The sequence below is a fragment of the Streptomyces sp. WMMC1477 genome (assembly GCF_027460245.1).
In the GTDB taxonomy this organism is placed as follows: Bacteria; Actinomycetota; Actinomycetes; order Streptomycetales; family Streptomycetaceae; genus Streptomyces.
This window is the reverse complement of the sequence record NZ_JAPZBD010000003.1, coordinates 2543694-2568192: the sequence shown is the minus strand read 5'-3', so window position 1 is coordinate 2568192 and position 24499 is coordinate 2543694. Positions and strand designations below refer to the sequence as shown.

At 72.6% G+C, this 24499-nt stretch carries 26 protein-coding genes and 2 pseudogenes; 20 read left to right on the top strand and 8 right to left on the bottom strand.

Translation table 11 applies throughout. From position 1 onward, the window contains the following. Nucleotides 1–184: 184 nt before the first annotated feature. The 3 genes from htpX to O7609_RS11840 all read left to right on the top strand — a co-directional run bounded on the left by htpX (nucleotide 185) and on the right by O7609_RS11840 (nucleotide 2376). A complete protein-coding gene (gene htpX, locus O7609_RS11850; RefSeq protein ID WP_269734904.1) occupies nucleotides 185–1096 on the top strand; it encodes a zinc metalloprotease HtpX in 912 nt (303 codons plus the stop codon). A 9-nt stretch (nucleotides 1097–1105) separates the two neighbouring features. Continuing rightward, nucleotides 1106–1684, top strand: a complete 579-nt coding sequence (gene pspAB, locus O7609_RS11845) for a PspA-associated protein PspAB (protein ID WP_269734903.1) — start codon at nucleotides 1106–1108, stop codon at nucleotides 1682–1684. Between the two features lie 98 nt (nucleotides 1685–1782). Then, nucleotides 1783–2376, top strand: a complete 594-nt coding sequence (locus O7609_RS11840; protein ID WP_269734902.1) for a Type-2Aa cytolytic delta-endotoxin — start codon at nucleotides 1783–1785, stop codon at nucleotides 2374–2376. 63 nt (nucleotides 2377–2439) lie between these two features. Here O7609_RS11840 and O7609_RS11835 read toward each other — a convergent pair whose 3' ends face one another. Both O7609_RS11835 and O7609_RS11830 read right to left on the bottom strand, forming a co-directional pair. Next, on the bottom strand, nucleotides 2440–3822 hold the full coding sequence (locus O7609_RS11835) for a glutamate decarboxylase (protein ID WP_269734901.1): 1383 nt from the start codon (nucleotides 3820–3822) through the stop codon (nucleotides 2440–2442). An 86-nt stretch (nucleotides 3823–3908) separates the two neighbouring features. Further along, complete coding sequence (locus O7609_RS11830; RefSeq protein WP_269734900.1) at nucleotides 3909–4526, bottom strand: PadR family transcriptional regulator; 618 nt, start codon at nucleotides 4524–4526, stop codon at nucleotides 3909–3911. Nucleotides 4527–4657: 131 nt separating this feature from the next. Between O7609_RS11830 and O7609_RS11825 the strand changes: the two genes are divergently transcribed. From O7609_RS11825 to O7609_RS11815, 3 genes are all read left to right on the top strand, one after another. Beyond that, a complete protein-coding gene (locus O7609_RS11825) occupies nucleotides 4658–5098 on the top strand; it encodes a nuclear transport factor 2 family protein (RefSeq protein ID WP_269734899.1) in 441 nt (146 codons plus the stop codon). Nucleotides 5099–5152: 54 nt separating this feature from the next. Beyond that, on the top strand, nucleotides 5153–5878 hold the full coding sequence (locus O7609_RS11820) for a spermidine synthase (protein WP_269734898.1): 726 nt from the start codon (nucleotides 5153–5155) through the stop codon (nucleotides 5876–5878). 168 nt (nucleotides 5879–6046) lie between these two features. Beyond that, nucleotides 6047–7645 carry a peptide chain release factor 3 gene (locus O7609_RS11815; RefSeq protein WP_269734897.1) on the top strand — a complete coding sequence of 533 codons (1599 nt, stop codon included), beginning with the start codon at nucleotides 6047–6049 and terminating at the stop codon, nucleotides 7643–7645. Nucleotides 7646–7711: 66 nt separating this feature from the next. On the opposite strand, the gene O7609_RS11810 is transcribed toward O7609_RS11815, so the two are convergent. Beyond that, the gene (locus tag O7609_RS11810; RefSeq protein ID WP_269743559.1) at nucleotides 7712–8122 is read right to left on the bottom strand and encodes a MerR family transcriptional regulator; all 411 of its coding nucleotides are present in this window, start codon (nucleotides 8120–8122) and stop codon (nucleotides 7712–7714) included. 365 nt (nucleotides 8123–8487) lie between these two features. On the opposite strand from O7609_RS11810, the gene O7609_RS11805 reads away from it, so the two are divergent. The 5 genes from O7609_RS11805 (at nucleotide 8488) to O7609_RS11785 (ending at nucleotide 13646) form a co-directional block, all read left to right on the top strand. Then, entirely contained in the window at nucleotides 8488–9990 is a 1503-nt protein-coding gene (locus O7609_RS11805) for a SulP family inorganic anion transporter (RefSeq protein WP_269734895.1), read from the top strand. A gap of 250 nt (nucleotides 9991–10240) precedes the next feature. After that, entirely contained in the window at nucleotides 10241–10768 is a 528-nt protein-coding gene (locus O7609_RS11800) for a hypothetical protein (RefSeq protein ID WP_269734894.1), read from the top strand. Between the two features lie 136 nt (nucleotides 10769–10904). Beyond that, nucleotides 10905–11747 carry a DUF4097 family beta strand repeat-containing protein gene (locus O7609_RS11795; protein WP_269743558.1) on the top strand — a complete coding sequence of 281 codons (843 nt, stop codon included), beginning with the start codon at nucleotides 10905–10907 and terminating at the stop codon, nucleotides 11745–11747. 106 nt (nucleotides 11748–11853) lie between these two features. Beyond that, nucleotides 11854–12846 carry an ATP-binding cassette domain-containing protein gene (locus O7609_RS11790; RefSeq protein ID WP_269743557.1) on the top strand — a complete coding sequence of 331 codons (993 nt, stop codon included), beginning with the start codon at nucleotides 11854–11856 and terminating at the stop codon, nucleotides 12844–12846. Next, nucleotides 12843–13646 carry an ABC transporter permease gene (locus O7609_RS11785; protein ID WP_269743556.1) on the top strand — a complete coding sequence of 268 codons (804 nt, stop codon included), beginning with the start codon at nucleotides 12843–12845 and terminating at the stop codon, nucleotides 13644–13646. The genes O7609_RS11790 and O7609_RS11785 overlap by 4 nt, the downstream gene beginning before the upstream one ends. Nucleotides 13647–13730: 84 nt before the next feature. Here O7609_RS11785 and O7609_RS11780 read toward each other — a convergent pair whose 3' ends face one another. Together O7609_RS11780 and O7609_RS11775 are read right to left on the bottom strand one after the other, a co-directional pair. Then, entirely contained in the window at nucleotides 13731–14480 is a 750-nt protein-coding gene (locus tag O7609_RS11780; RefSeq protein WP_269743555.1) for a cation transporter, read from the bottom strand. Then, nucleotides 14480–14815, bottom strand: a complete 336-nt coding sequence (locus O7609_RS11775) for an ArsR/SmtB family transcription factor (protein ID WP_269734889.1) — start codon at nucleotides 14813–14815, stop codon at nucleotides 14480–14482. The genes O7609_RS11780 and O7609_RS11775 overlap by 1 nt, the downstream gene beginning before the upstream one ends. 675 nt (nucleotides 14816–15490) lie before the next feature. Here O7609_RS11775 and O7609_RS11770 point away from each other — a divergent pair. The 8 genes and pseudogenes from O7609_RS11770 (at nucleotide 15491) to O7609_RS11745 (ending at nucleotide 21038) form a co-directional block, all read left to right on the top strand. Next, nucleotides 15491–16537: an NAD(P)/FAD-dependent oxidoreductase gene (locus O7609_RS11770; protein WP_269734888.1), complete on the top strand. Its 1047-nt coding sequence runs from the start codon at nucleotides 15491–15493 to the stop codon at nucleotides 16535–16537. Nucleotides 16538–16559: 22 nt separating this feature from the next. After that, nucleotides 16560–17945, top strand: a pseudogene (locus O7609_RS11765) (carbamoyltransferase N-terminal domain-containing protein); the annotation flags it as partial. 94 nt (nucleotides 17946–18039) lie between these two features. Further along, nucleotides 18040–18375 carry a carbamoyltransferase C-terminal domain-containing protein gene (locus tag O7609_RS24610; protein WP_332330061.1) on the top strand — a complete coding sequence of 112 codons (336 nt, stop codon included), beginning with the start codon at nucleotides 18040–18042 and terminating at the stop codon, nucleotides 18373–18375. A 102-nt stretch (nucleotides 18376–18477) separates the two neighbouring features. Beyond that, nucleotides 18478–18957 (top strand): SRPBCC family protein, encoded by a 480-nt coding sequence (locus tag O7609_RS11760; protein ID WP_269743554.1) that lies wholly within the window; start codon nucleotides 18478–18480, stop codon nucleotides 18955–18957. Then, nucleotides 18954–19046: pseudogene (locus O7609_RS24735) on the top strand (histidine phosphatase family protein); the annotation flags it as partial. The gene O7609_RS11760 and the pseudogene O7609_RS24735, both read left to right, overlap by 4 nt. Before the next feature lie 79 nt (nucleotides 19047–19125). Next, on the top strand, nucleotides 19126–19365 hold the full coding sequence (locus O7609_RS24730; RefSeq protein WP_443072096.1) for a histidine phosphatase family protein: 240 nt from the start codon (nucleotides 19126–19128) through the stop codon (nucleotides 19363–19365). A 255-nt stretch (nucleotides 19366–19620) separates the two neighbouring features. Continuing rightward, on the top strand, nucleotides 19621–20397 hold the full coding sequence (locus O7609_RS11750) for a hypothetical protein (protein WP_269743553.1): 777 nt from the start codon (nucleotides 19621–19623) through the stop codon (nucleotides 20395–20397). 14 nt (nucleotides 20398–20411) lie between these two features. Then, nucleotides 20412–21038, top strand: a complete 627-nt coding sequence (locus O7609_RS11745; RefSeq protein ID WP_269743552.1) for a sortase domain-containing protein — start codon at nucleotides 20412–20414, stop codon at nucleotides 21036–21038. On the opposite strand, the gene O7609_RS11740 is transcribed toward O7609_RS11745, so the two are convergent. The 3 genes from O7609_RS11740 to O7609_RS11730 form a co-directional block, all read right to left on the bottom strand. Then, nucleotides 21016–21702, bottom strand: a complete 687-nt coding sequence (locus O7609_RS11740) for a class F sortase (protein ID WP_269734883.1) — start codon at nucleotides 21700–21702, stop codon at nucleotides 21016–21018. The genes O7609_RS11745 and O7609_RS11740 overlap by 23 nt on opposite strands. Further along, the gene (locus O7609_RS11735; RefSeq protein WP_269734882.1) at nucleotides 21699–22490 is read right to left on the bottom strand and encodes a hypothetical protein; all 792 of its coding nucleotides are present in this window, start codon (nucleotides 22488–22490) and stop codon (nucleotides 21699–21701) included. Before O7609_RS11735 ends, O7609_RS11740 begins: the two co-directional genes overlap by 4 nt. A gap of 431 nt (nucleotides 22491–22921) precedes the next feature. Continuing rightward, on the bottom strand, nucleotides 22922–23605 hold the full coding sequence (locus O7609_RS11730) for a hypothetical protein (protein WP_269743551.1): 684 nt from the start codon (nucleotides 23603–23605) through the stop codon (nucleotides 22922–22924). A gap of 376 nt (nucleotides 23606–23981) precedes the next feature. Here O7609_RS11730 and O7609_RS11725 point away from each other — a divergent pair, with 376 nt between their 5' ends. After that, on the top strand, nucleotides 23982–24371 hold the full coding sequence (locus O7609_RS11725; RefSeq protein ID WP_269734880.1) for a BlaI/MecI/CopY family transcriptional regulator: 390 nt from the start codon (nucleotides 23982–23984) through the stop codon (nucleotides 24369–24371). Nucleotides 24372–24499: the final 128 nt, after the last annotated feature.

Below are 24499 nucleotides of genomic sequence, written 5' to 3'. Positions count from 1 at the left end.
ATTGGCCCGAACGGACGGCGGCGAGCGAGAATGGGGGTCAGTGAGAACGCCTGGCGCGTGGCGGGTCCCGCGGAGTCCGTCACACGGCCGGACCAGGAGGCGATGTCATGGTCATCCGGGTCGTCCGGGTCATCCGGCCTTCCGAGGCGAGCCCCGCGGGCCCGCCGGTTCCGGGGTGAGGGCGATGCACAGCCGCTTCGAACCCGACCGGCAGCTGACCGCCCGCATGGTCTTCACCATGTTCCTGCTCGGCCTGTTGTACGTGGCCTTCGTCGCCGCGCTGATCGTGCTGCTCAAGTCCGTCGTCCTGGTGATCGTCATCGCCGGGGCGCTGCTCGGCGCGCAGTACTGGTACTCGGACAAGATCGCGCTCTACGCCATGCGCGGGCGCCTCGTGACGCGGGAGCAGGAACCGCAGCTCCACGGCGCCGTCGACCGGCTCTGTGCCACCGCCGACATGCCCAAGCCGCGGGTCGCCGTCGCCGACATGGACCTGCCCAACGCCTTCGCGACCGGCCGCAACGCCGACCACGCCGTCGTCTGCGTCACCACCGGCCTGCAACGCCGGCTGGAGCCCGAGGAACTCGAAGGCGTCCTGGCCCACGAGCTCTCCCACGTCGCGCACCGCGACGTCGCGGTGATCACCATCGCCTCGTTCCTCGGCGTGCTCGCGGGGCTCGTCGTGCGCTTCGCGTTCTACTCCCAGATCTTCGGCGGCCGGAGCCGCGACCAGAACACCGCCGTCCTCATCCTCGGCGTCATGGCCGTCTCCGCCCTCGTCTACGCGCTCAGCTTCCTGCTCATCCGGGCGCTCTCCCGCTACCGCGAGCTGGCCGCCGACCGGGCCGCGGCGCTGCTCACCGCACGGCCCTCCGCCCTCGCCTCGGCCCTGACCAAGATCAGCGGTGATATCGCCCGCATCCCCACCCAGGACCTGCGCACCGCCCAGGCCTTCAACGCGTTCTTCTTCACCCCGGCGCTCGGCCCGGGCAGCGCGCTCGCCGGCCTCTTCTCCACCCACCCCAGCCTGGAGCGGCGGCTGGAGGGGCTCGCCGAGGTCTCCGCCCAGCTCGGCGAGACCGGTGAGACGGAGTGAGCTGACGCCATGGGCTTCCTCGACGTCCTCTTCGGCCGCACCAAGCCGGTCAAGCCCGACCTCGACCAGCTGTTCGGCCTGCCCTCCGCGGCCCTCACCCTGCAGGCGGCCGTGGGGTTCACGCCCACGGGAGCGGGCTCGGTCTGCTTCGCCTCCGTCGAGGGCGGCGCGTTCGCCCGCATGCAGAGCGACGTGCGGGCCCTGCTCGACGCGGACACGGAGCGCGGCGGCGCGCCCGTGGAGTTCAGCCGTGACGCCTACGGCTACACCTGGCTGCTCTCCCGCCGGGCTCCCGACGCCCTGCCGGCCCTGGTCAACGACCTGCACGCGGTCAACACCGCGTTGCAGGACGACGGCTTCGGGCCCCGGCTGCTCTGCTCCCTCGTCACCTTCCGCGACGCCGGGCAGCGGCCCCTCGCGCTCGTCTACCTCTACAAGCGCGGCACGTTCTACCCCTTCGCACCGCTGCCCGGCGAGAAGCGCGACAACCCGCTCGAACTCCAGGTCAGGGCCGCCCTCCAGAACGACCTGCGGATCGAGAAGGACCTGACCCGCTGGTTCCCCCTCTGGGGCGCCCCCGGGCTGTGAGTTCCTTCCCCCGTCACCCACCAGGGGGCCCGCCCGGCCGCGTTGGGGGGATACTGCTTCCTCATGGGCGCGATCACCGCCAACGCCGAGGAGCCGACATGATCGACCAGCCCGCCGCCGAGAAGACGACCTTCACGACCGTCTTCGAGGTGGACCCGGCGCACGTGGACCGGGCACAGGGCATCGCGGACACGTTCCAGCACGCCATCGCTCCGGCGACCGTGAACTTCGACTTCGGGGAGATCAGCCGCGCCGCGAGCCGTATCCGGGGCGGCTCGACGGTGAAGATCGTCCGCGGCTGGGGCCTGCAGGAGACGGCCCCGGTCTCCGTCATGGTCCTCTCCCTCCGGGAGGCCGTACGCCAGGCCCTGACGGACCCGTTCACCAACGCCCGCTTCTGGGAGCGGACCGAGCAGGCGCTCACCGGCGCCTTCGTCGACCTCGGCAGCCAGGAGGGCACCCACCTCTCCTTCTACGAGGACACCCCAGGCCGCACGAGCTACTACTACAACCTCCTGCTCACCCTCCAGGACGAGGAGACCGGCGACGACGTGTACGCCGTCGCCCTCTGCGTCGACGTGAGCGTCGCCCTGGACGGTGCGAAGGCCCGGGCCCTGACCGCCGAGGACACCGCCCAGTTCACCGTCCGGCTGAACGCGATCGCCCTCCGCCAGGCCCCCGAGCCGGCCTGAGCGCCCGCCGACGTCCGAAGGCCCGGGCCACCCCCGGGTCTTCGGCGCTCCGGTGGGCGGGTGTCAGTGGTGGAAGCCCGGCCGCTCGGCGACGTGGGCGGCGACGTGGGCGGCGCCGAGCTCCTTCACGGCGGCGCGCAGGTCCCGGGCGAGCAGTGCGATCTTGTCGCGGCCGACGCCGTGCCGGACCAGGACCCGCTGGACCACCGTCCGCTCCCGATCCGGCGGCAGCGGGTAGGCGGGCACCTGCCAGCCGCGCCGGCGCAGCCGGTCGCTGAGGTCGTACAGGGTGAACGGGGCCGCCGGGTCGCTCAGCGTCCAGGAGACGGCGGGAAGCCCGCCGTGGCCGTCGTACACGAGGCTGAACGGGCCCATGGCGGCGATCTCGCCGGCCAGCCAGCGTGCCGTCTCCCGGCACGCGGCGTGCACCTTGCGATAGCCCTCCCGTCCGAGTCGCAGCAGGTTGTAGTACTGGGCGACGATCTCGCCGCCGGGGCGGGAGAAGTTGAGCGCGAAGGTGGGCATCTCCCCGCCCAGGTAGTCCACCCGGAAGACCAGGTCCTCCGGCAGCAGGTCGGCCGCGCGCCACACCACCCAGCCGACACCGAGCGGCGCCATCCCGTACTTGTGGCCGGAGGCGTTGACGGACGCCACCCGCGGCACCCGGAAGTCCCACCGGAGGCCGGGTTCGAGGAACGGGGCGATGAAACCGCCGCTGGCCGCGTCGACGTGGATGGGCACGTCCAGCCCGGTCGCGTCCTGGATGGCGTCCAGTTCCCGGGAAAGCTCCGCGACCGGCTCGTAGTCGCAGGTGAACGTGACGCCCAGGATCGCGACGACGCCGATGGTGTTCTCGTCCACGTGCTCCCGCAGCTGGTGCGGGCGGAGCCCGGTCGCGTCCGGCTCCAGCGGCACCTGGCGCAGCTCCACGTCGAAGTAGCGGGCGAACTTCTCCCAGCACACCTGCACCGGCCCGCACACCAGGTTCGGCCGGTCCGTGGGCTTCCCCTCGGCCCGTCGCCGCTCGCGCCACCGCCACTTCAGGGCCAGCCCGCCGAGCATGGCCGCCTCGCTGGAGCCGGTGGTGGAGCAGCCCGTCGTGGCCTGGTCCGCGGGCGAGTGCCACAGATCGGCGAGGATGTGGACGCAGCGGTTCTCGATCTCCGCGGTCTGCGGGTACTCGTCCTTGTCGATCATGTTCTTGTCGAGGCACACGTCCATCAGCCGGTGCACCTCGGGCTCCGCCCAGGTGGTGCAGAAGGTGGCGAGGTTCTGCGAGGCGTTGCCGTCGAGGGCGAGCTCGTCCTCGATCAGCGCGCGCACGGCGCGGGGGTCGGACGTCTGGTCCGGCATCCGGTACTTCGGCAGCGAGCGCTCGCTGAGCGGCATGGCGTAGACGTCGTCGAACGGGCTGCTCGGCCCGCCTTTCACCCGGTGCAGCCCCATGGGTGCCCCTTCGCTCGCCCGATCCTCACGCACCACTGTGCGGTGGCGCCGCGCGCTGCGACACCGGGACGGGCCCGCACGGGGGATCACCCCCCGCGTCCGGGCGCTCCGGTCCACGGGCTCGTCGGCGGCGGCCCGGGCTCCTCCGGCCGCCCGGCGCGGGCGTCGAGGACGGCCAGGACGCGCTCGCACCAGCGCAGGTTCTCCTCCTCGAAGGTGATGCCGCGCAGCAGAGTGAGGTACGGGCCGACGCGGGGGGCGCCGCGCAGGTGCTCTTCCTCGGTGCGGCCGTCCAGGAGGCGTTCGCGCAGCCGGTGGTAGCGGTCGAGCTTCGCGCGCGCCCACCGCGCGCGCTCGGCGAGGTGTTCCCGGACGGCGTCCGGCCCCACCTCGTCCACGGCCTGGACCGTGACCATCAGCTCGTCGCGGATGGCGCCGGGCCTGGGAGGCCGGGCGGCGAACTCCCGCAGGGCGGCGCGTCCGGCCGCGGTCAGCGAGAAGAGCCGCTTGTCGGGACGGCGCTCCTGCGGGACGACGCGGGCGCTGAGCAGGCCCTCGCCCTCCATGCGGGCGAGCTCGCGGTAGAGCTGCTGGGGGGTGGCCATCCAGAAGTTGGCGATCGAGGCGTCGAAGCCCTTGGCCAGGTCGTACCCGGACGCCTCGCCTTCCAGAAGAGCCGCGAGGACCGCGTTGCGTAGTGCCATGCGCCAACGCTAGCGCAGGTGATTACCCAACTTTTTGAGTATCAAGAGACCGGGACCCCTGGACGGCCGAGGGCCGCCCCCCTACTCTCATGCGCACCTATTCATATAGTTGACTAAGGGGTTGAGGGTTCGTGGGCGCATTCCGCAAGGCCGTGGAGGCCGGGGACCACGCGGCGGTCGAGGCGCTGCTGGCCGAAGACGTGGTGTTCACCAGTCCGGTCGCGTTCAGGCCCTATCCGGGCAAGGCGATCACCGCCGCCATCCTGCGCGGCGTCTCCCGCGTCTTCGAGGACTTCCGCTACGTCCGCGAGATCACCAGCCCCGACGGCCGTGACCAGGCGCTGGTCTTCCGGGCCCGTGTACCCGGCGGCCTGGACGTCCACGGCTGCGACTTCCTGCACTACGACGCCGACGGCCGGATCGACGACTTCCAGGTCATGGTCCGCCCGCTCTCCGCCGCCAGGGCGCTGGCCGAGGCCATGGGCGCCCAGTTCGACCGGATCGCGGCCGAGTCGGTGGGCGAGTCGGTGGGCGAGGCGGCGTCGGGGGCGGCGGAACCTGACCCGACGTGAGGGTAGGATCGCCGCCCTGGAAAGAGCCGGGGGCGGGACGAGAGTGAGGGCTGCGTGAGCGCACGCTTCGAGGAGATCGACTGGCGTCCCACGCCGAAGGGCGACATCAGCCTGCGGCGCCGCCGCGACCCGGTGACGGGGCAGGACGTCCACGAGGTGAAGCTCGGCGACGAGTTCCTGATGTCGAGCCTGTTCACCGTGGGTGAGGAGGAGCTGGCGCGGCTCGGTCTCGCGCCGGTGCGGGTTCCGGGGGCGGAACTGGACGTCGTGGTCGGCGGCCTGGGGCTGGGCTACACGGCGCGGACGGTGCTGCGGGACGACCGGGTGCGCTCCCTCCTGGTGGTGGAGGCCCTGGGCGAGGTGATCGCGTGGCACGAACGCGGTCTGGTGCCGCTGGGCGAGGAGTTGACCGCCGACGCCCGCTGCCGCTTCGTGCACGGGGACTTCTTCGCCATGACCGAGGCCGACGGCTTCGATCCCGAGCGGCCGGGCCGCCTCTTCGACGCCGTGCTCCTCGACGTCGACCACGCGCCGGACCAGGTGCTGCACCCCAGCCACGCGCCCTTCTACGAGCCCGCCGGGCTCCGCGCACTGGCGGCCCGGCTGCGCCCCGGCGGCGTCTTCGCCCTCTGGTCCGACGACCCGCCGAGCGAGGCGTTCGGCGCGGTCCTCGCCGGGGTGTTCGCGGAGTCGGCGGCCCACGTCGTCACCTTCGACAACCCGCTGCGGGGCGGGACGTCCTCCAACACCGTCTACGTCGCCCGCACGCCGGCCGGCTGACCCGCCGCGGGCGGCGGCGTGCCCCGGCCTCCGCCGCTTGCGGGCCAACCCTGACGAGGGGGTAGCTTTGTGGCCGGGGGAGTCCCGGGCGCGAACGCGCGGCTCCGGGTTTCCGGCTCGACGGCGACAGGTGGCGAGATTGCGCACGTACTGGACGGAGGCCGCGCGATGAGCGCGGCGGCCCCGGTCGCCGCGGAGGCGGGCAGGCGGCGGACGTTCGCGGTGATCAGCCACCCGGACGCGGGCAAGTCGACGCTGACGGAGGCGCTGGCCCTGCACGCCCGGGCGATCACCTCGGCCGGCGCCGTGCACGGCAAGGGCAGCCGACGCGGTGTCGCCTCGGACTGGATGGAGATGGAGCAGGCCCGCGGCATCTCGGTGACGTCGGCGGTGCTGCAGTTCGCGCACCGGGGGCAGGTGCTCAACCTGCTGGACACTCCGGGGCACGCCGACTTCTCCGAGGACACCTACCGCGTCCTCGCGGCGGTGGACTGCGCGGTGATGCTGATCGACGCGGCCAAGGGCCTGGAGGAGCAGACGCGCAAGCTGTTCGCCGTCTGCCGGCACCGGGGCGTCCCCGTCATCACCTTCGTCAACAAGTGGGACCGGCCCGGGCGCGAGGCGCTGGAGCTGCTCGACGAGATCGAGCGGGAGTTCCGGCTGAAGCCGACACCGGTGACGTGGCCGGTCGGCATCGCCGGACATCTGCGCGGTCTGGTGGACGTGCGCGAGCCGGAGGCCATGCTGCGCTACACCCGCGCGCCCGGCGGGGCGAAGGCGGCCGTCGAGGACGTGCTGCCGGCCGACCGCGCCGCGCGGGAGGAGGGCGAGGACTGGGAGCAGGCGGCCGAGGAACGGCAACTGCTCCTGGCCGACGGCGCCGTGCACGACCAGGAGGCGTTCCTGGCAGGGCGCAGTACGCCGGTCTTCTTCGGGGCCGCGCTGTCGAACATCGGCGTCCGGCTGCTCCTGGACGCGATCGTGGACCTCGCACCGGCGCCCGGAGAGCGGCGGTTGGAGGGGGGCGGCAGCCGTCCGGTGACGGAGGAGTTCGCCGGGCTCGTGTTCAAGGTGCAGGCGAACATGGACCGCGCCCACCGGGACCGTGTCGCCTTCGTGCGCGTGTGCTCGGGCGTCTTCGAGCGCGGCATGACGGTCACCCGGGCCGCGACGGGGAAGCCGTTCGCGACCAAGTACGCGCACAGCGTCTTCGGCCAGGACCGCTCGGCCGTCGAGACCGCCTACCCCGGTGACGTCGTCGGGCTCGTCAACGCCTCCGCCCTGCGGGTGGGGGACACCCTGTACGCGGGCAGGCCCGCCGTCTTCCCGGGCATGCCCACCTTCGCGCCCGAGCACTTCGCCGTCGTCCGCCCGGCCGACGTCAGCCGCTCCAAGCAGTTCCGGCGCGGCATCGCGCAGTTGGACGAGGAGGGCGTGGTGCAGGTGCTCGTCTCCGAGCTGCGCGGCGAGCAGGCGCCGGTGCTGGCGGCCGTCGGCCCGATGCAGTTCGACGTCGTCACGCACCGGATGGCCGGGGAGTTCGGTGCCCCGGTGCGGCTGGAGCCCCTCACGTACCGGCTGGCCCGGGCCACCGACGCCCTCGGCGCCGAACAGCTCAACCGCTCGCGTCTGGTGAAGGGCGAGGCCATGACCCGCCTGCGGGACAAGGGCCTGCTCGCCCTCTTCCCCGACCTGTGGCAGGCCAACTCCTTCGTGCGGGAGTTCCCCGACGCCCGCCTCGAATCCCTCGTCGCCGCCCACGACTGAGCCCTGGGCGGGCCCGGGTCCTGCCGGGCTCCGCTGTGCGGGACGGGCCGGGTCCTGCTGTGCGGGTCAGGCCGGGCGGCGGTCGGCCTCGTCGAGCTGGTGGCGCAGGGTGCGGGCGAAGTCCTCGGCGGCCAGCAGCTGGGAGCGCAGCTTCTCGCAGCGCGCCTGTGCCACCTTGTGGTAGCTCTCGACCCGCTCCCGGAGCCGTTCCAGCTCGGCTCCCGGCGGGGCCTCGGCCGCGTTGAGGGCGTCGGTGGCCGCCAGCAGCTCGCGCATCTCCTCCAGGGAGAAGTCCAGCGGTTTCATCCGCCGCACGACCATCAGCCGTTCGACGTCGGCCTCGTTGTAGAGGCGGAAGCCGCCCTTGCTGCGGGCGGAGGGCGTCACGAGGCCCACCTCCTCGTAGTGGCGGATGGTGCGCAGTGACAGGCCGGTCCGCTCGGCCACCTCACCGATCTGCATCTGCCGCTCCGCCATGGTCTGCCGCTCTCCCTCGACCTCGTGCCGGCGCCTTCCGCCGGGCCAACGAACCACCCCAAGTGATATTAATCACAAGGCGAGCAGCTCTGTTCACCTGGGATTCACAGCTCCCGGAAGGCTCTCTGCCCTTACGTCAGGGTAGAGTCCTGGCGTGGCTCCTACCGCTGTACACCGGCGGTCGCGGCCCCGTCGCCGTTGACGCGGCCCTGACCGGGACGCCGCGGCGCCCACAGACTTCCGGGCAATGATGCCCGACCGGCCCCCGGGGCCGCCCGGCACGGTCCTCGCCGAAAGGGGGCCGGCCCGCCGACGCACGACGCGCGCGCAGCCGTTCCTGCGCGTCCCGAGCCAGAAACGGTCGCATGTCCTCGACGCTGCCCGCAGTCCGCAAGCCGCGCCTGTCCCGCCCGGACTTCCTGGCGTCCCCGAAGGTGCTGCGCACCGAGGTGCTGGCCGGCCTCGTCGTCGCCCTCGCACTCATCCCCGAGGCGATCTCCTTCTCGATCATCGCCGGGGTCGACCCGGCCGTCGGCCTGTTCGCCTCCTTCACGATGGCCGTCGTCATCTCGGTCGTGGGCGGCCGCAAGGCGATGATCTCCGCGGCGACCGGGGCCGTGGCCCTGGTCATCGCCCCGCTCAACCAGGAGTACGGGCTCGGCTACCTCGTCGGTGCCGTCATCCTCGGCGGCGCCATCCAGGTCGTCCTCGGCGCCGTCGGCGTGGCCAAGCTGATGCGGTTCGTGCCGCGCTCGGTCATGGTCGGCTTCGTCAACGCCCTGGCCATCCTGATCTTCCTCGCCCAGGTGCCCGAGCTCCGGGACGTGCCGTTCGCCGTCTACCCGCTCGTCCTCGGCGGCCTGGCGCTCATCGTGCTCTTCCCCCGGCTCACCAAGGCCGTTCCCGCCCCGCTCGTCTCGATCGCCATCCTCACGCTCATCACCGTCGGCGCCGGGATCGCCGTCCCGACCGTCGGCGACAAGGGCGAGCTGCCGTCCTCCCTGCCGGTGCCGGGCCTGCCGGACATGCCGTTCACGCCGGAGGCGCTCGGGATCATCGCGCCCTACGCCTTCGCCCTGGCGCTCGTGGGGCTGATGGAGTCGCTGATGACGGCCAAGCTGGTCGACGACATCACCGACACGCACTCCAACAAGACCCGCGAGTCCATCGGTCAGGGCATCGCCAACATCGTCACCGGCTTCTTCGGCGGCATGGGCGGCTGCGCCATGATCGGCCAGACCATGATCAACGTGAAGGTCTCCGGCGCCCGAACCCGGCTGTCCACGTTCCTGGCCGGGGCCTTCCTCCTCGTGCTCATCATCGTGACCGGCCCCGTCGTGTCCGACATGCCGATGGCCGCGCTCGTAGCCGTGATGATCTTCGTGTCCCTCGCCACCTTCGACTGGCACTCCGTCCGGCCCAAGACGCTGAAGCGGATGCCGGTCGGCGAGACCGTCGTCATGGCCGTCACCGTGACCGTCGTCGTCATCACCCACAACCTGGCCATCGGCGTCATCGTCGGCGTCATCACCGCGATGGTCGCCTTCGCCCGCCGGGTCGCCCACCTCGCCGAGGTCTCCGGCGTCGTCGACCCGGACGGCAAGCAGGCCGTCTACGCCGTCACCGGCGAGCTGTTCTTCGCCTCGTCCAACGACCTCGTCTACCAGTTCGACTACGCGAACGACCCCGACGACGTCGTCATCGACCTCTCCGACGCGCACATCTGGGACGCCTCCTCCGTCGCGGCACTCGACGCCATCGAGACCAAGTACGCGGCACGCGGCAAGAAGGTCACCATCGTCGGCCTCAACCGCCCCAGCGCGGAGATGCACGACAAGCTCGCCGGCGAACTCACCGGAGCCCACTGACCCGGGCCCCTCTCCCCTGGTTCTCGCCCGCGGGCCAGGCATGGCGCACCCTGTGGCGCCGGATGGCACCACCTGGTGCCATCCGGCGCCATTTCGCGTGTCTCGGGGATACGGGGTGTGCGGGGCGCCACGGTGGCACAGCTGGATGCTCCTGTGTCTGAGCAGCTCAGGGTGGTTTTGTTGCGGGCTGTTCGACTGCTGGTGCCACTCAAGCTTGCATATGGTGTCAATGTGATGCCATGATGGCGTCATGGATCTCACCCCTTACGTCGACGCCCTTCGCCGTGAACTCGCGGTGGCCGCCGAAGCCGGCGGGGATGACGCCCGTGAACTGGCCGAGCGGCTCACCGCCCCCCTCGAGTCGGCGACCCGGCTGGCCATGCTCAACGTGCTCTCCGCCGCGATGGACGAGATCACCCGCGAGCTCGCCCCCGGCTCCGTCGACGTGCGGCTGCGCGGGCTCGACCCCGACTTCGTGGTGACGGCGCCGCCCCCCGGTGCCGGAGAGGGGGACGGCCACCCGGCGCCGTCCGCGCCCGCCGAGCCGCTCAGGGCCCCCGCCCCGGCCGAGGGGGACGAGGGCGGCACCGCCCGCGTCAACCTGCGTCTGCCGGCCCATCTCAAGGCCCGTGCCGAGGAGGCCGCCGGCCGCGAGGGGCTGTCGGTCAACGCCTGGCTGGTGCGGGCCGTGTCGGCCGCCGTCGAGGGCGGCGCCCGGCCGCGTGCGACGCGGAGGGCCCAGACCGTCGGGCAGAGCTTCACCGGCTGGGTGCGCTAGCCGCGCCCGTCCGCGCCGCCGCCTCACGGCACCACGTCACCGCACCGCGTCGGCCCGCCACGCCACCGCACCGCGTCAACCCATTCCACGTCCCACCAGCGGGGACGTTCCGAAGACCCAGGAGGACGGGACAGTCATGCCTTCTTTCGACACCCCCGAACCGATCACGGCCACGGTGTGCGTGGAGGCCGGGTCCATCCGGTTCACCGCCGACGAGCGCCACGACACCGTCGTCGACGTCCGCCCCCGCGACCCGGAGAAGGACGCGGACCGGCGGGCGGCCGACCAGACCGACGTCGCCCTCGCGGGCGGCGTGCTGACCGTCAGGACGCCCAAGGCCGGCCTGTTCGGCCGTACCGGCACGGTCGACGTGGCGGTCGAGCTGCCCGCGGGTTCGGCCGTCGACACGACCGGCGCCTGGACCCAGGTGCTCGGTGAGGGCCGGCTCGGCGAGGTCCGCGTCAAGACCTCGTCCGGCGACGTCCGCCTCGACACCACCGGCCCGCTCAGGCTGACCGCGTCGCACGGCTCGATCACCGTGGACCGGGTCGAGGGCGCGGCCGAGATCACCACCAGCTCCGGCAGCCTGCGCGTCGGGCTCGTCGACGGCGCCGCGCTGCTGAAGAACTCGCACGGCACCACGACCGTCGGCGTCGCGACGGGCGAGCTGCGGGTCAGCGGCGCCAACGGCGACATCGAGATCCGGCGCGCCGAGGACTCGGTCACCGCCACCACCGCGCACGGCACGCTGCGGGTGGGCGAGGTGGCCCGCGGCACGGTCCAGCTGGAGACCGCGTACGGCGCCATCGAGGTCGGCGTCCGGGAGGGCACGGCCGCCTGGCTCGACGTCAGCTCGGGCTCGGGCCAGGTGCGCAACACGCTCACCGAGTCCGCGGACCCCGGGAAGGCCGAGGACACCGTCACGGTCCGCGCCCGCACCCGCCACGGCAACATCGACGTCCTCCGCGCCAGGGCCTGAGCGCCGCGGAACCCCGGGGTCCGCGCTCCTTCTCCCCGCCCCCCACGCACCCCTCACTTCCGTCCACGTCAGCCTTCTCACGGAGGGCCCTATAGCCTTGTCTGTCATGTCCACATCCATTCGAGAGGGTGGTCACCCGGTGCCCGCCGCCGTCTCCACCGCCGACCTGCGCAAGTCCTACGGGGACAAGACCGTCCTCGACGGCATCGACCTGCGCATCCCGGCCGGCTCGGTCTTCGCGCTGCTGGGACCGAACGGCGCCGGCAAGACCACCACCGTGCAGATCCTGTCCACCCTCGTCGCGGCCGACGGCGGACAGGCCCAGGTCGCGGGCCACGACGTCGCCACGTCACCGGACCGCGTGCGCGCCGCGATCGGGGTCACGGGGCAGTTCGCCGCCCTCGACGACCTGCTCACCGCCGAGGAGAACCTGCTCCTCATGGCCGACCTGCTCCGTCTCGGCAAGCGCGAAGGACGCTCCCGCACAAGGGAGTTGCTGGAGCGGTTCGACATCGCGGACGTCGCGCACAAACGGGCCGCGACGTTCTCCGGCGGCATGCGGCGTCGGCTCGACATCGCCATGACGCTGGTCGGCGCCCCCCAGGTGATCTTCCTGGACGAGCCGACGACGGGGCTCGACCCGCGCAGCCGACGCACCATGTGGGACACGGTGCGCTCGCTCGTCGCGGGCGGTACCACCGTCTTCCTCACCACCCAGTACCTGGAGGAGGCCGACCAGCTGGCCGACCGGATCGCCGTGCTCGACGGCGGCCGGATCGTCGCCGAGGGCACCGCCGACGAGCTGAAGGCGCGCATCCCCGGCCGCCACGTACGGCTGCGGTTCACCCACACCACCGAGTACGAGCGCGCGGCCGCCGCCTTCCCCGGCGCGGCCCGCGACGAGGAGGACCTCGCCCTGCGCGTGGCGGGCGACGGCGGGCTCGACGCCCTGCGCACGCTGCTCGACCGGCTCGACGCCGCCGGAATCCGGGCCGCCGACCTCTCCGTGCACACGCCCGACCTGGACGACGTGTTCCTCGCCCTGACCGGCGACGGCACCGGCGTCACCCCGTCCCACGTCAAGGAGACCCCGCGATGAGCACGCTCACGCTCACCCATGCCGTACACGACTCGACGACCATGCTGCGGCGCAACCTCAGGCACGCCGTCCGCTACCCGGCCGTGGGGCTCGGCAGCGCCATGACGCCGATCCTGATGCTGCTCCTGTTCGTGTACGCCTTCGGCGACTCGATCGGAAGCTCGCTCGGCGCCGGGACGGGCGGCGGCGGCCGGGACGCCTACCTGGAGTACCTGACCCCCGGCATCATCGTCATGGGCGTGGCCGCGGGCGCGATGTCGACCTCGATCGCGGTCTGCTCCGACATGACCGAGGGCATCATCAACCGCTTCCGCACCATGAACATCACCCGGTCGTCGTTCATGACGGGGCACGTCACCGGCAGCGTCATCCAGACGATGCTGTGCCTGTGCCTGGTCCTGGCGGTCGCGCTCGCCGTCGGGTTCCGGCCGGACGCGAGCCCGCTGGAGTGGCTGGCCGCGGCCGGCCTCCTCGGTGCCGTCGCCTTCGCGGTGACCTGGCTGTCGGCGGCGCTCGGGCTGATCTCCAAGACCGTCGAGTCCGCGAGCAACAAGCCCCTGCTGGTGCAGTTCCTGCCCTTCCTGGGCTCCGCGTTCGTGCCGGCCGACTCGATGGCACCGGGCCTGCGCTGGTTCGCCGAGCACCAGCCCTTCACCCCGATGACCGAGACCCTGCGGGGCCTGCTCACCGGCTCGGAGATCGGCGCCGACGGCTGGACCTCGCTCGCCTGGTGCGCCGGGATCGGCCTCGTGGGCTACGTCTGGTCGCGCTCGCTGTGCAACAGCACCACCCAGCGCTGAGCGCCCGTCGCCCTCCGGTCGGGGCGGCACGCGTGGACCCCGGCACCGGTACCGGTGCCGGGGTCCACGCGTGCCCACGCGGCGTCACGTGCAGCAGTCGCAGCCGGGCCGGCAGCCGCAGGCCTCGGCCTCCGGCCGGGTCGAGGCGGGGGCCGTCGCCGGGGTCGTCGCCGGTGCCGTGGTCGCCGTCGGGGCCGCGCAACAGCCCTCGCCCCGCCAGGCGTCGCGGCCTTCCCGGACGGCGACCGTGGCGATGACGAGCGCGGCGACCGGGTCGGCCCAGGTCCAGCCGAGCGTCGCGTTGAGCAGCAGGCCGACCAGCAGCACGGCGGACAGGTACGTGCACAGCAGGGTCTGCTTGGAGTCGGCGACGGCGCTGGCGGAGCCGAGCTCGCGCCCCGCGCGGCGCTGCGCGGCGGACAGGAACGGCATGACGGCGAGGGAGAGGGCGGCCAGCACGATCCCGGGGACCGACCGTTCCGCCTCCCCGGCGCCGGCGAGGGCACGGACGGCGTCGAGGGTGACGTACGCGGCGAGTGCGAAGAACGAGAGTGCGATGATCCGCAGCGTCCTCTTCTCCCGGGCCTCCCGCGCGGCGTGGTCGGGCGCGGAGAACTGCCAGGCGACCGCGGCGGCCGAGGAGACCTCGACGACCGAGTCCAGCCCGAAGCCGATCAGCGCGGTGGAGGAGGCGATCGCGCCGGCGGTGATGGCGACGACCGCCTCGACGGCGTTGTAGGCGATCGTGGCGGCGACGAGCAGGCGTATCCGGCGGGCGAGCGCCTCCCGTCGGGCCGACGAGGGGCCGAGGGGTATCGACGTCCCGGCGGCCATCAGCAGCAGCCCCGCTCGTCGGCGTCCCGGCAGCTGCGGTCCGCCGCTACGGCCACCACGGCGGTGCGCACGTCGTCCAGGGCGTGGCCGAGGCGCTCGTCGGCGAGTTCGTAGCGGGTGCGGCGCCCGTCGGGGACGGCGACGACCATGCCGCAGTCGCGCAGGCAGGCCAGGTGGTTCGACAGCCGGGTGCGCGAGACGCCGAGCGTCTCGGCGAGCTCGGCCGGGTAGGCGGGGGCGTCCCGGAGCGCGAGCAGGATGCGGCAGCGGATCGGGTCGGCCAGCGCGCGGCCGAACCGCGTCAGGGCGTCGAGCCCGGTGGCGAGGGTCAGCATGGCCAGGACGATACACGAATATCTGAATTCAGGAAATCGTGAACAGAATGGTGTCGTCGAACCCTTCGCCCAGCCCTCCGGGTGGCGTACCGCCCCTCCGCCGCTCACCCCGGAGCCGACGCGCCGTCCCGGCCGCGTCGAGCGCCCGCCCGGCGGCGCCGACCGTCGGATGCGCGGTGCCCGTCGGGTGCGGCCGGGTCCCGTGACGCCCGGCGGCCCGTCGAGGTTCTCGTAGAAACGCACGAACCCCGGCCGTCAGGCTGCCCGAGGTTCATGTTTTCAACGCCTTTCTGCGAGAGGGCTGTTGGCGATCTACTCGTTGGAGAAGCCGCGCCGACGAACGGGTAACGCCTTGTCCGAGAAGCTGTCCGGCCGTCCGAGCGCGATGCCCCGGCCCGACCTCGGAACCACGGCCACCGCTGACCCCGACGACCGCGATCCGGCGCTCGCCGACATCCCGGGGAAGCCCACCCAGCGCTTCCCCGGTGTCGTTCTCGGTGTCCTCCACCGCCGGGGAAGCCTCCGGCCGTACCCGCGGGAGCGAGGAGCCCACCCGCGCCGGCGGAGCGCCACCGAGCGCGCGTAGCCCCGCGCGGAGCGGAGCCCACCGAGGACACGGCGACGCGGGCACTCGTTCCCGCCACCCGAACCCCACACCACAGGAGAAGGAAGACCTTGAGCGCCCTGCCTGCCCGCGCCGACGCCGTCGTCATCGGCGGGGGAGTCATCGGAACCTCCGCCGCCTACCACCTCGCCGAAGCAGGCGTGGACACCGTGCTGCTGGAGCGCGGAAGCCTCGGCGGCGGAGCGTCCGCGCACACGGCGGGCATGGTCCGCACCTACTTCCCCGGCGACCCCCGCGCCGGGCACCTGGCCGTGCGCAGCCTGAACGCCTACCACGACTTCGCGCGCCACACCGCGGCCCCGCTCGCCCTGAAGCGGCTCGGGTTCCTGGTGCTGTTCACGGACGCACAGCAGATCGCCGACTTCGAGACCGGTCATCAGGCCCAGCGGGCCGCCGGCGTCCACGTCGACCTGATCAGCGCGCGCGAGGCGTCCGCAGTCAACCCGCTGGTCGACGAGCGCGCCGTCCTGGCCGCCGCGTGGTCTCCCGAGGCGTACCACGTGGACGGCCTCGACATCGTCCGCGGTTACGCCGCCGCCGCACGCAACCACGGCGCCCGCCTGTTCACGCACACACCCGTCACACGCATCGACGACGACAACACGGTCCACACCCCGCAGGGCGCCGTCACCGCGGACAGCGTCGTGTGCACGGCGGGCCCCTGGTCCGGCGAGGTGGCCTCCCTGGCCTCCGTCGACCTGCCGATGACCCCCCACGCGATCGAGATGCTGTTCACCGACGTCCCGCCCGCCCCGCGACGCGATGTGCCCATGACGATGCACGCCGCCTCCGGCCTGCGCATCCGCTCGTGGAAGGACCGCGTGCTCCTCGCCATGGGCGCGCCCCAGGCCGACGAGTCGCGCGAGGCCTGGCTCGGGCGCATCGCCGGCCATCTCGGCAGCCTGTTCCCCGCCCTGGACGGCATCGGCCTGCACCGCGCCTGGTCCGGCGACTTCGACGCCAGCCCCAACAACACCGCCTTCATCGGCGAACACCCCACCCGCCGCTTCCTGTACGCGGCCGGATTCGCCGGCGCGGGCCTGTGCCAGGCCCCCGCGGCCGGGGAGAAGCTCCGCGACCTGCTGATCGCCAAGTAGCCCCAGAACAGGAAAGAACGCCGTGATTGTTCTTGGATGTAATGGATTCACCCGGGTCTCGGAGTTCTTCTCCGAACGCCTCGGCTCGACCGGCGTCAACAAGCACTACCTGCTGGGCCACGACGCCGCCGCGGCACTCCTGATCGACGGCCGCCTGGTCGCCGCCGTGGAGGAGGAACGTCTCAACCGGGAGAAGAAGACCACCGACTTCCCCACGCACGCCGTCGACTGGTGCCTCGGGGAAGCCGGAGTCACCTTCGACGACGTCGACCTCTTCGCCTTCCCCTGGGACTGGTCCACCCGGATCCTCGACGAGACCCTGGACGGCATCCGCGCCTCGTCGGCGCCGGAGGCGGCCAGGACCAGGCTCCTGGGCGACATGGCCGACCTGTTCGACCAGATCGTCAGCCACGAGGCGATCCTCGCGGACTTCGAGGCCCGCACCGGACACCGTCCCGACCCGGCCAAGGTCCGCTTCGTCCCCCACCACCTGGCCCACGCCACGACCGGCTACTACCTCGCCGGCATGCAGGACTCCGCGTTCCTCGTCAGCGACGGCCGCGCCGAACGCTTCTCGACCCTGATGGGCGAGATCCGCGGCGGCCGGATCACCGTCTTCGACGAGACCGTCACCGGTGCCGAGTACTCCATGGGCACCCTGTTCTCCACCATCACCCGCTTCCTCGGCTTCGTCCCGAACAACGACGAGTACAAGGTGATGGGCCTGGCCGGCTACACCGACGCCCCGACCCCCAACCCGTTCGTCGACCACCTGCTGAGGCTGCACGACGGCGGCCGCTACACCTTCGCCAAGCCCCTTCGGGCCAACGACCTCCACAGCCACGACGCCCTGTTCGAGGAGTACTTCGGGCCCTTCGAGGACACCCTCGCGTACACGGCGCGCGTCGCCGCCGCGGCGCAGCAGATGCTGAACGTCGCCACCGCCCACCAGGTGCGCCACCTTGAGGGCCGGACGGATCTCGACCGGCTGCTGTTCGAGGGCGGCGTCGCCCTGAACTGCCTCAACAACACCCCGCTGTTCGAGGGTTCCCGCTTCGAGGACATGCAGGTCAGCTTCGGCGCCTCCGACACCGGCATCACCATCGGGGCCGCCGCCCACGCCTGGCTCGACCACGCCGGCACCGAGCCCGCGGAAGCCCTCGCCGCCCCCGCTCCCGTCAGCCCCTACCTGGGCCCGGCCTACGAGGAGGCCGCGATCGAGGAGGCCCTGGAGGGCTTCACCGGCCGCGTCGTCGTCTCGCGTCTGGACGAGGACGAGGTCGTCGAGCGGGTGGCGAAGCTGCTGACGGACAAGGTCGTCATCGGCTGGTTCGACGGCCGCGTCGAGCACGGGCCGCGCGCGCTCGGGCATCGCAGCATCCTCGCCAACCCCGGCTTCGCCGACATCAAGGACATCATCAACACCCGGGTCAAGCACCGCGAGCCGTTCCGCCCGTTCGCCCCCCCTCGTCCTCGAGGAACAGGCGCCGAAGATCTTCGACATGGGGCGCAAGACCAGCTCCCCGTACATGACGTTCGTCTTCCCCGTCCGCGACGCGTACCGGGACCGCATCCCCGGTGCCGTCCACGTGGACGGCACCTCCCGCATCCAGACCCTGACGGACGAGGGCACCCCGCGGCTCACCGCGCTGCTGCGGAGGTTCACCGAACTCACCGACACCCCGTGCCTGATCAACACCTCGTTCAACGTCGCCGGCGAACCCATCGTCTGCACGCCGACCGACGCCCTGAACTGCTTCCTGGGCACCGAGATCGACTACCTGGTCCTCGGGAACCACCTCGTCGCCAAGAGCGGGACCCCGGAGCCCACGCGATAGCCGCCTCGGCCGCCACGGCCCGCCGCCCCGGCCGCCACGGCCCGCCGCCCCGGCCGCCCCTGGGCCGAACAGCCCGACAACCACCAGAAGAAGGAGCACCCCGTGCCGATCCAGCGCAAGCACACCATGTACCACTCCACCGTCCTCGACGCCGACCCTGACACCGTCTGGGCGACCGTCCGCGACGCCATGAAGATCCTGGAGATCGTCTCCCCGGGCGACCTGGACATCCACACCGACGTCACCTGGACGGAAGGGGGCTCCGTCGAGAAGGTGCCCGCCCGCTACGACTTCAACCTCACCCTCAACGGCGGCCTCGTCCAGCAGGAGATCGCCGCCCGGAGCGAGATCGACAAGAGCCAGTCCTACCGGGCGGTCGCCCCCACCAGCGGCGTCGAGAGCTACGAGGCCACCATCCGCGTACGCCCCATCACCAACGACCCGGCCCGCAGCTTCTTCGAGTGGTCGCGGATCCTGGAGATCGCCGAGGACGCCGACCTGAAGGTCGTCGAGGCCATCATCGACGTCATGGAGAAGCAGACCGACGCCGTCCGCGACCACTTCGCGACGACCGCGCGGTGAGCGACGTGACGACGCTCGTACTGCTGCGGCACGGCGAGACGCTGCTCACCCCGCGACGGCGGCTCTCCGGCAGCGGGGGAACCAACCCGGGACTCTCCCCCGCCGGGCGCCGCCAAGCCCAGGCGACAGCGGACGCCCTCGCCCGCCGCGGCGGGCGAGGGCGAGACCATGCGGCAGGTCATCCGCCGGGTCACCGCCGTACGGGACGGTCTCGTGGCCCGGCACGCCGGAGCCACGGTTCTGGTCGTCTCCCACGTCGGCCGGCTCAGAACCCTGCTCCGCCTCGCCCTCCAGGCACCGCCGCGCACCCTGTTCCGCATGGACCTCGCGGCGGCCTCCCTGTCGACGCTGACCCACGACGGAGCCGGCACCGCCAGCGTCCACGGGGGTCACCCGCCTAGGCGATGAGGGCGGACGGGTGGAGCCGACCTGCGCATCGTGAGCGCGGCGGCACAAACCGACTCAGACAGCGGGGAGTTGACCTGGCCCCAGGGACGCGTCGTCGAAGGCGTGGCGGCTCCGGGCGGCACGCTGCGGTGGCGGGGGACGAGGGGCCGACCCAGGCTGACGGTCGAGACACCCACGGCGTGCAGACCATCCCGCGACGCGCCCATGAGCCCCTCGCCGTCGCGCGCCGCATTCCCCTCGGCGGAAAGAGACATGATGAACCGCACGACTGCCACAGCCCTGGCCACCGTGGCCGTGGTCGCACCCGGCGTCGCCCTGGCGCCGACCGCCTCCGCGGACGGCGGGGGCAAGCACGACACGGTGCACCTGCAGGCCCATCTGGAGCCGGTGCCCTTCAGCAAGGTCAAGGGCTCGGGCACCGCCACCGTCAAGCTCAGGGGCCACAAAGCCACCGTCAGCCTCACCGCGCGAGGTCTGCTGGCCAAGGCTCCGCACGCTCAGCACATCCACATCGCGGCGAAGGGCCAGTGCCCGCCCGCCTCGGCCGCCCGCACCGTCAACGGGATGAAGTCCGTCTTCACGACCGACGGCGTGCCCTTCTACGGTGGTATCGGAACCTCACTCACGACCAAGGGCGACACCAGTCCCGACTCCGGCCTGGCCGTGGACCGCTTCCCCGTCGGGCCGAAGGTGAACTACCACCGGACCATCAAGGTCAGCGCAGAGGCAGCCAAGAGCCTGCGCAACGGCACCGCCGTCGTCGTCGTCCACGGCACCGACGTCAACGGCAACGGCAAGTACGACAACGTCCTCGGGCCCTCGGACCTCGACCCGAAGCTCCCGGCCGAGGCGACCAACCCGGCGCTCTGCGGGCCGCTCATGAAGGCCGCCAAGGGACCCGTCAAGGGCGGCCTCGGCGGCAGCCAGGGGACCGACGGCGCCAACACGATGGCCCTCGCCGGCGGCGCCGGCCTGTTGGCAGCCGCCGGAGGCGCCCTCTACCTGCGCCGCCGCACCGGCCGAGCCGACTGAGGCGAGAGCCGGTTGTGCCCCGAATCCGGCTCGGTGGCCGCCGCGGTGCCTGCACCGCGGCGGCCACCGCCTGCGCCACCATCGGATGTGCTCTCGTCGTCTCCGGGCTCCCCACCGCCGCTTCGTCCCGGCTCCCGCCGACTCCGGCGGCCACCGCACCACGCGCCGCGCCGCCGGCCTCCCCGGCGCGAGCCCTCCCACAGGCCCAGCCGCAGCGCGTCCGCGTGCCCGCCGTCGGCCTGGACGTGGAGACGCGCCCGGTCGGTCTGGACGACGACGGCTCCATCGCCCTCCCGGACGACCCCGACCACGCCGGCTGGTTCACGCACACACCCACGCCGGGCCAGAACGGGAACGCGGTCGTCGTCGGGCACGTGGACTCCGAGAGCGGCCCCGCCGCCTTCCACGGCCTGGGGGCCCTGCGTCCGGGGGACCGCGTCCTGGTCGACCGTGAGCGCGGCCCCGCCGCCGAGTTCACCGTCACCGGCACCGCGGTGCACGGCCGTGACGCCTTTCCCTCCCACGCCGTCTACGGCCCCACCACCGAGCCGCGGCTGACGCTCGTCACCTGCGCCGACTGGGATCCCGAACGCCGCACCTACCGGGCCAACCTCGTCGTCAGGGCCCGCCTGACCCCGTGAGCTCGGCGTAGACGACGACGTTGTCCGCGTACCGGTTGTCCTCCCGGGAGTAGGCGCCACCGCAGGTGATCAGGCGCAGCCCCGCGTGATCGAGGTTGCGGTAGACCTCGACCGTGGGAAACGCGTCCTTGGCGTACTGCTCGACCCGGGTCACGGTGAACTCGGCCGTACTGCCGTCCGCCCGCTCCACGAGGACGTCGTCGCCCGAACGCAGTTCCCCCAGGCGGAAGAAGACGGAAGGCTCCCCGTCCCAGGTGACGTGCCCCGCGATCACGGCCGGCCCCTGCTCACCCGGCGTGGGCCCCGGCTCGTACCAGCCGGCCAGGTCGGTGTCCCGCGGAGTCCGCATCGCTCCGTCGGCATCGCGGCCGAGCTTCTCCAAGGGCGACGAGAGACCGAGCGAGGGTACGGAGAGGGTGGCGGGCACGGAGCGGGCCATGGGCGCCACCGTCGTGCCGTCCCGTCGGCCCTTCGTCTCGGCCGGGTCGTCCGGCGCGGGCACGGTCTGCGCCGGACCCGGCGGAGCGGGCATCCCCTGCGGCCCGTCCGTGCCGCGCGGCAGCCCCGCGACCACCAGGGCCACGGAGACCGCCGCGAGGACCCCGGCGGCCGCCGGCCCGGCTCGTCGGCCGGGCCGGGGCCACCGGGAGAGGGCGCGGGTCACGCGCGCTCGCCGCGCCGGTTCCGCACGGCGACGGTCGTGGCAGCGGCCGCGGCCAGCAGCCCGGCGCCGCCCACGGCCAGCATCGTCTCCGAGCCGTTCCGACCGGCGTCAGCGCCCGGTCCGGTGCCCGTCTCCACGCCGCCCTCGGGCATCTCCCCGATCGACGCGCCCTTCACCATCCCGCAGTTGGCCGGGGCGGTGGCCTCCAGCGGCAGCTTCTCGTCCAGCGAGCTCTTGCCCGCCTCGCCGTCGTACTTCCCGTTGCCGTTCACATCGATGCCGTGCTGCACGAGGTGAAGGTCCTTGAAGTGGTCCGCGACGTCCTGCGAGACGGTGATGGTCCGCTCGTAGGAGAGGTTGCCGTCCTCGTCGGCCTTCGGGAACCGGTCGACGGCCAGGCCGCTCTCCTTGGAGGTGTCGCCCTCGGTGGTCAGCGAGATGTTGACGTCGCCGTAGTCGGGCACGCCCTCGGCCGTGCTGACGATGCCGTCCCCGTCCTGGTCCGCGCTGGGCTCGGGGCAGTGGAAGTCCCGCCCCTGAGTGGACCCGTGGATGTGCTGCGCGTGCGGTGCGTTCGGCACCAGGCCGGTGCCCCGGATCTTCACCGTCAGCTCCGTGCCGTCCAGACTCACCAGCGCGGTTGCGCTGGCACCCGAGTCGTTCAGGGTCTCCAGGTCGATCTGGTACGTCTGGTCCTCGGCGGCCGACGCGGGCACGGACGCTCCGAGGACGAGCGCGGCGGGGAGCGCGGCGAGTGCGGCGATCCGGGTGACGTTTCGGGATATCACAGTGGCTTCCCTTCCGGTGGCCACGGGCCCGAAGCAGACCACGTGGGCTCGGTTCCGCCGGATGCTGCGCTGCGAACGTCCACATCCAGGGCGGCTGTCACCCTCCCTTCGACGCCGCGCGCCCGCCGGATTGCCCTGTGGTCGGCCACCCCCCGCCGTCCCCCCTGCCGGCGCTCCCGCCGTCCCCCCGCCGGCGCTCCCGATGGGTCCGTCGTCGCGGGTGTCGAGGGGACGACGGAGGCAGCCGTCCTCCCGATCCGAGAAGCCCTTGCGAAGCGGCCTCCGACCAGCGCCCTCACGCTCGGGTCGTCATCAACCCCGGAGGCTTCGACGGGAGCCTTCGCCGTCCGTCATCGTCAACTCCGTGGGATCCGGCTGCGGTCGGCGCATGGTCGTCCATCCCGGCCGCACGCGCCCGCCCACTACGCGGCCTACTTGCGCCCCGGGGTCCAGTCCAGGCCCCACCCGTAGGCCTGGTCCAACGCACGCTGCGCCCCGCGCACATACCGGACCTCGCGCTGCACCGACAGCCCCTGGCCGGTGTTCTCGATGAGCGCGATCGCGCAGATCCGCGCCTGCTCGTCCGCCTCGTCCAGCACCACCTCGACGGGGCCCTGGTGCGTGGGCGACGTGAGCGTGACCACGCCCTGGGCCTGCGCCCAGTTGGGGGTGCCCTGATAGATGAGCGCGAAGACCAGGATCCGGCGGACGGCGTCGACCCGTGCGAGGTCGAGGCGGAGGTTCTCCCCGGCGACGGCGGCGCCGGAGCGGTCGTCGCCGTCCAGGGACAGCACCGTGTGGCCGGCGGAGTCCCGAGCGGTGAAGGCGTTGCCGAGGGCCTGGACGACGCCCTTGGACCCGTCCGCGAACTCCCACAGGCAGCCCAGGTCGAGGTCGATTCCCTGGTCCGGCTGGAGCGCGGCCTGCAGCTTGCCCAGGAAGCCCCGCTTGGCGCCCTGCCCGGGGCCGCCGGACCGGGCGTTCCAGTTCAGGTTGACGGACAGCTCGCCGCCGGCCTGCGGCTTGTCCAGAGAGATGCGTGGCGCGCTCTTCGTGAGCGTCACCTTGGCCGACGAGGAGCTCTTCTCCGGTTCGCCCTTACCCGATGCCGTCATGCCGGTTCCTTGCTGTGCGGTGTGGGATGTGCGTTTCGGACGTCGACGCCGGGGCCGACGTCAGCCGCGACGCCGACCAGGCCGGAGGCGTACCCCTGACCTGCGGTGCGGAACCCCGTCCGTACCTTCCGGCGGTGGCCGTCCGCCCCGAGCTGTGTCCCGGACGCGGCGGACGACACAGAATCTACAGGACTGTAGAAACAGGACGACCAGATCGCCGTCATCGGATCGGCCACCCCGCGGACGCCATCGCCCACGGCATCCCGCAGGCGCGCGGCGCCGCACCGCCCCCTCGGGCCCGACTCCGAGCGGCACGTGTGGCCGACGGCTACTCTCTCCGGGCTACGGGGTGGCCGCGCGACTGGAGGAACACGGGGTGTCGGACGGACGGAAGCGTCCTCGTCGAAGGGGCCGGGGGGAGCTGGAAGGCCAGGTGCTCACCGCGCTGGACCAGGCCCCCGGGCCGGTGACCGCGGCGTGGGTGCAGGAGCGCCTGTGCGGTGATCTCGCCTATACGACGGTGATCACCATCCTCAGCCGGCTCCTGGCGAAGAACGCCGTGACGCGGGAGCGGGCGGGCCGGTCGTTCGTGTGGACCTCGACGCTGGACGGAGCGGGGCTCGCCGCCTTGCGGATGCGCCGCGTGCTGGACGGCGAGCTGGACCGAGGAGCCGTTCTGACGAGCTTCGTCACCTCGTTGTCCGCCGAGGACGAGCGCCTCGTGCGGAACCTGCTGGGCGCCAGGGGCCCGGGCCCGGGGAGTTGACGCGCGTCCCGCTTCCCGCCGCTCGCGTCGCACCTGAAGCGTGAGCAAGGCGAGGCAGTGGTGGTCTGCACAACGCGTAAGGCCCAGGTCGCTGACCTGGGCCTTCTGTGTGGAGCGGGCGACGGGAA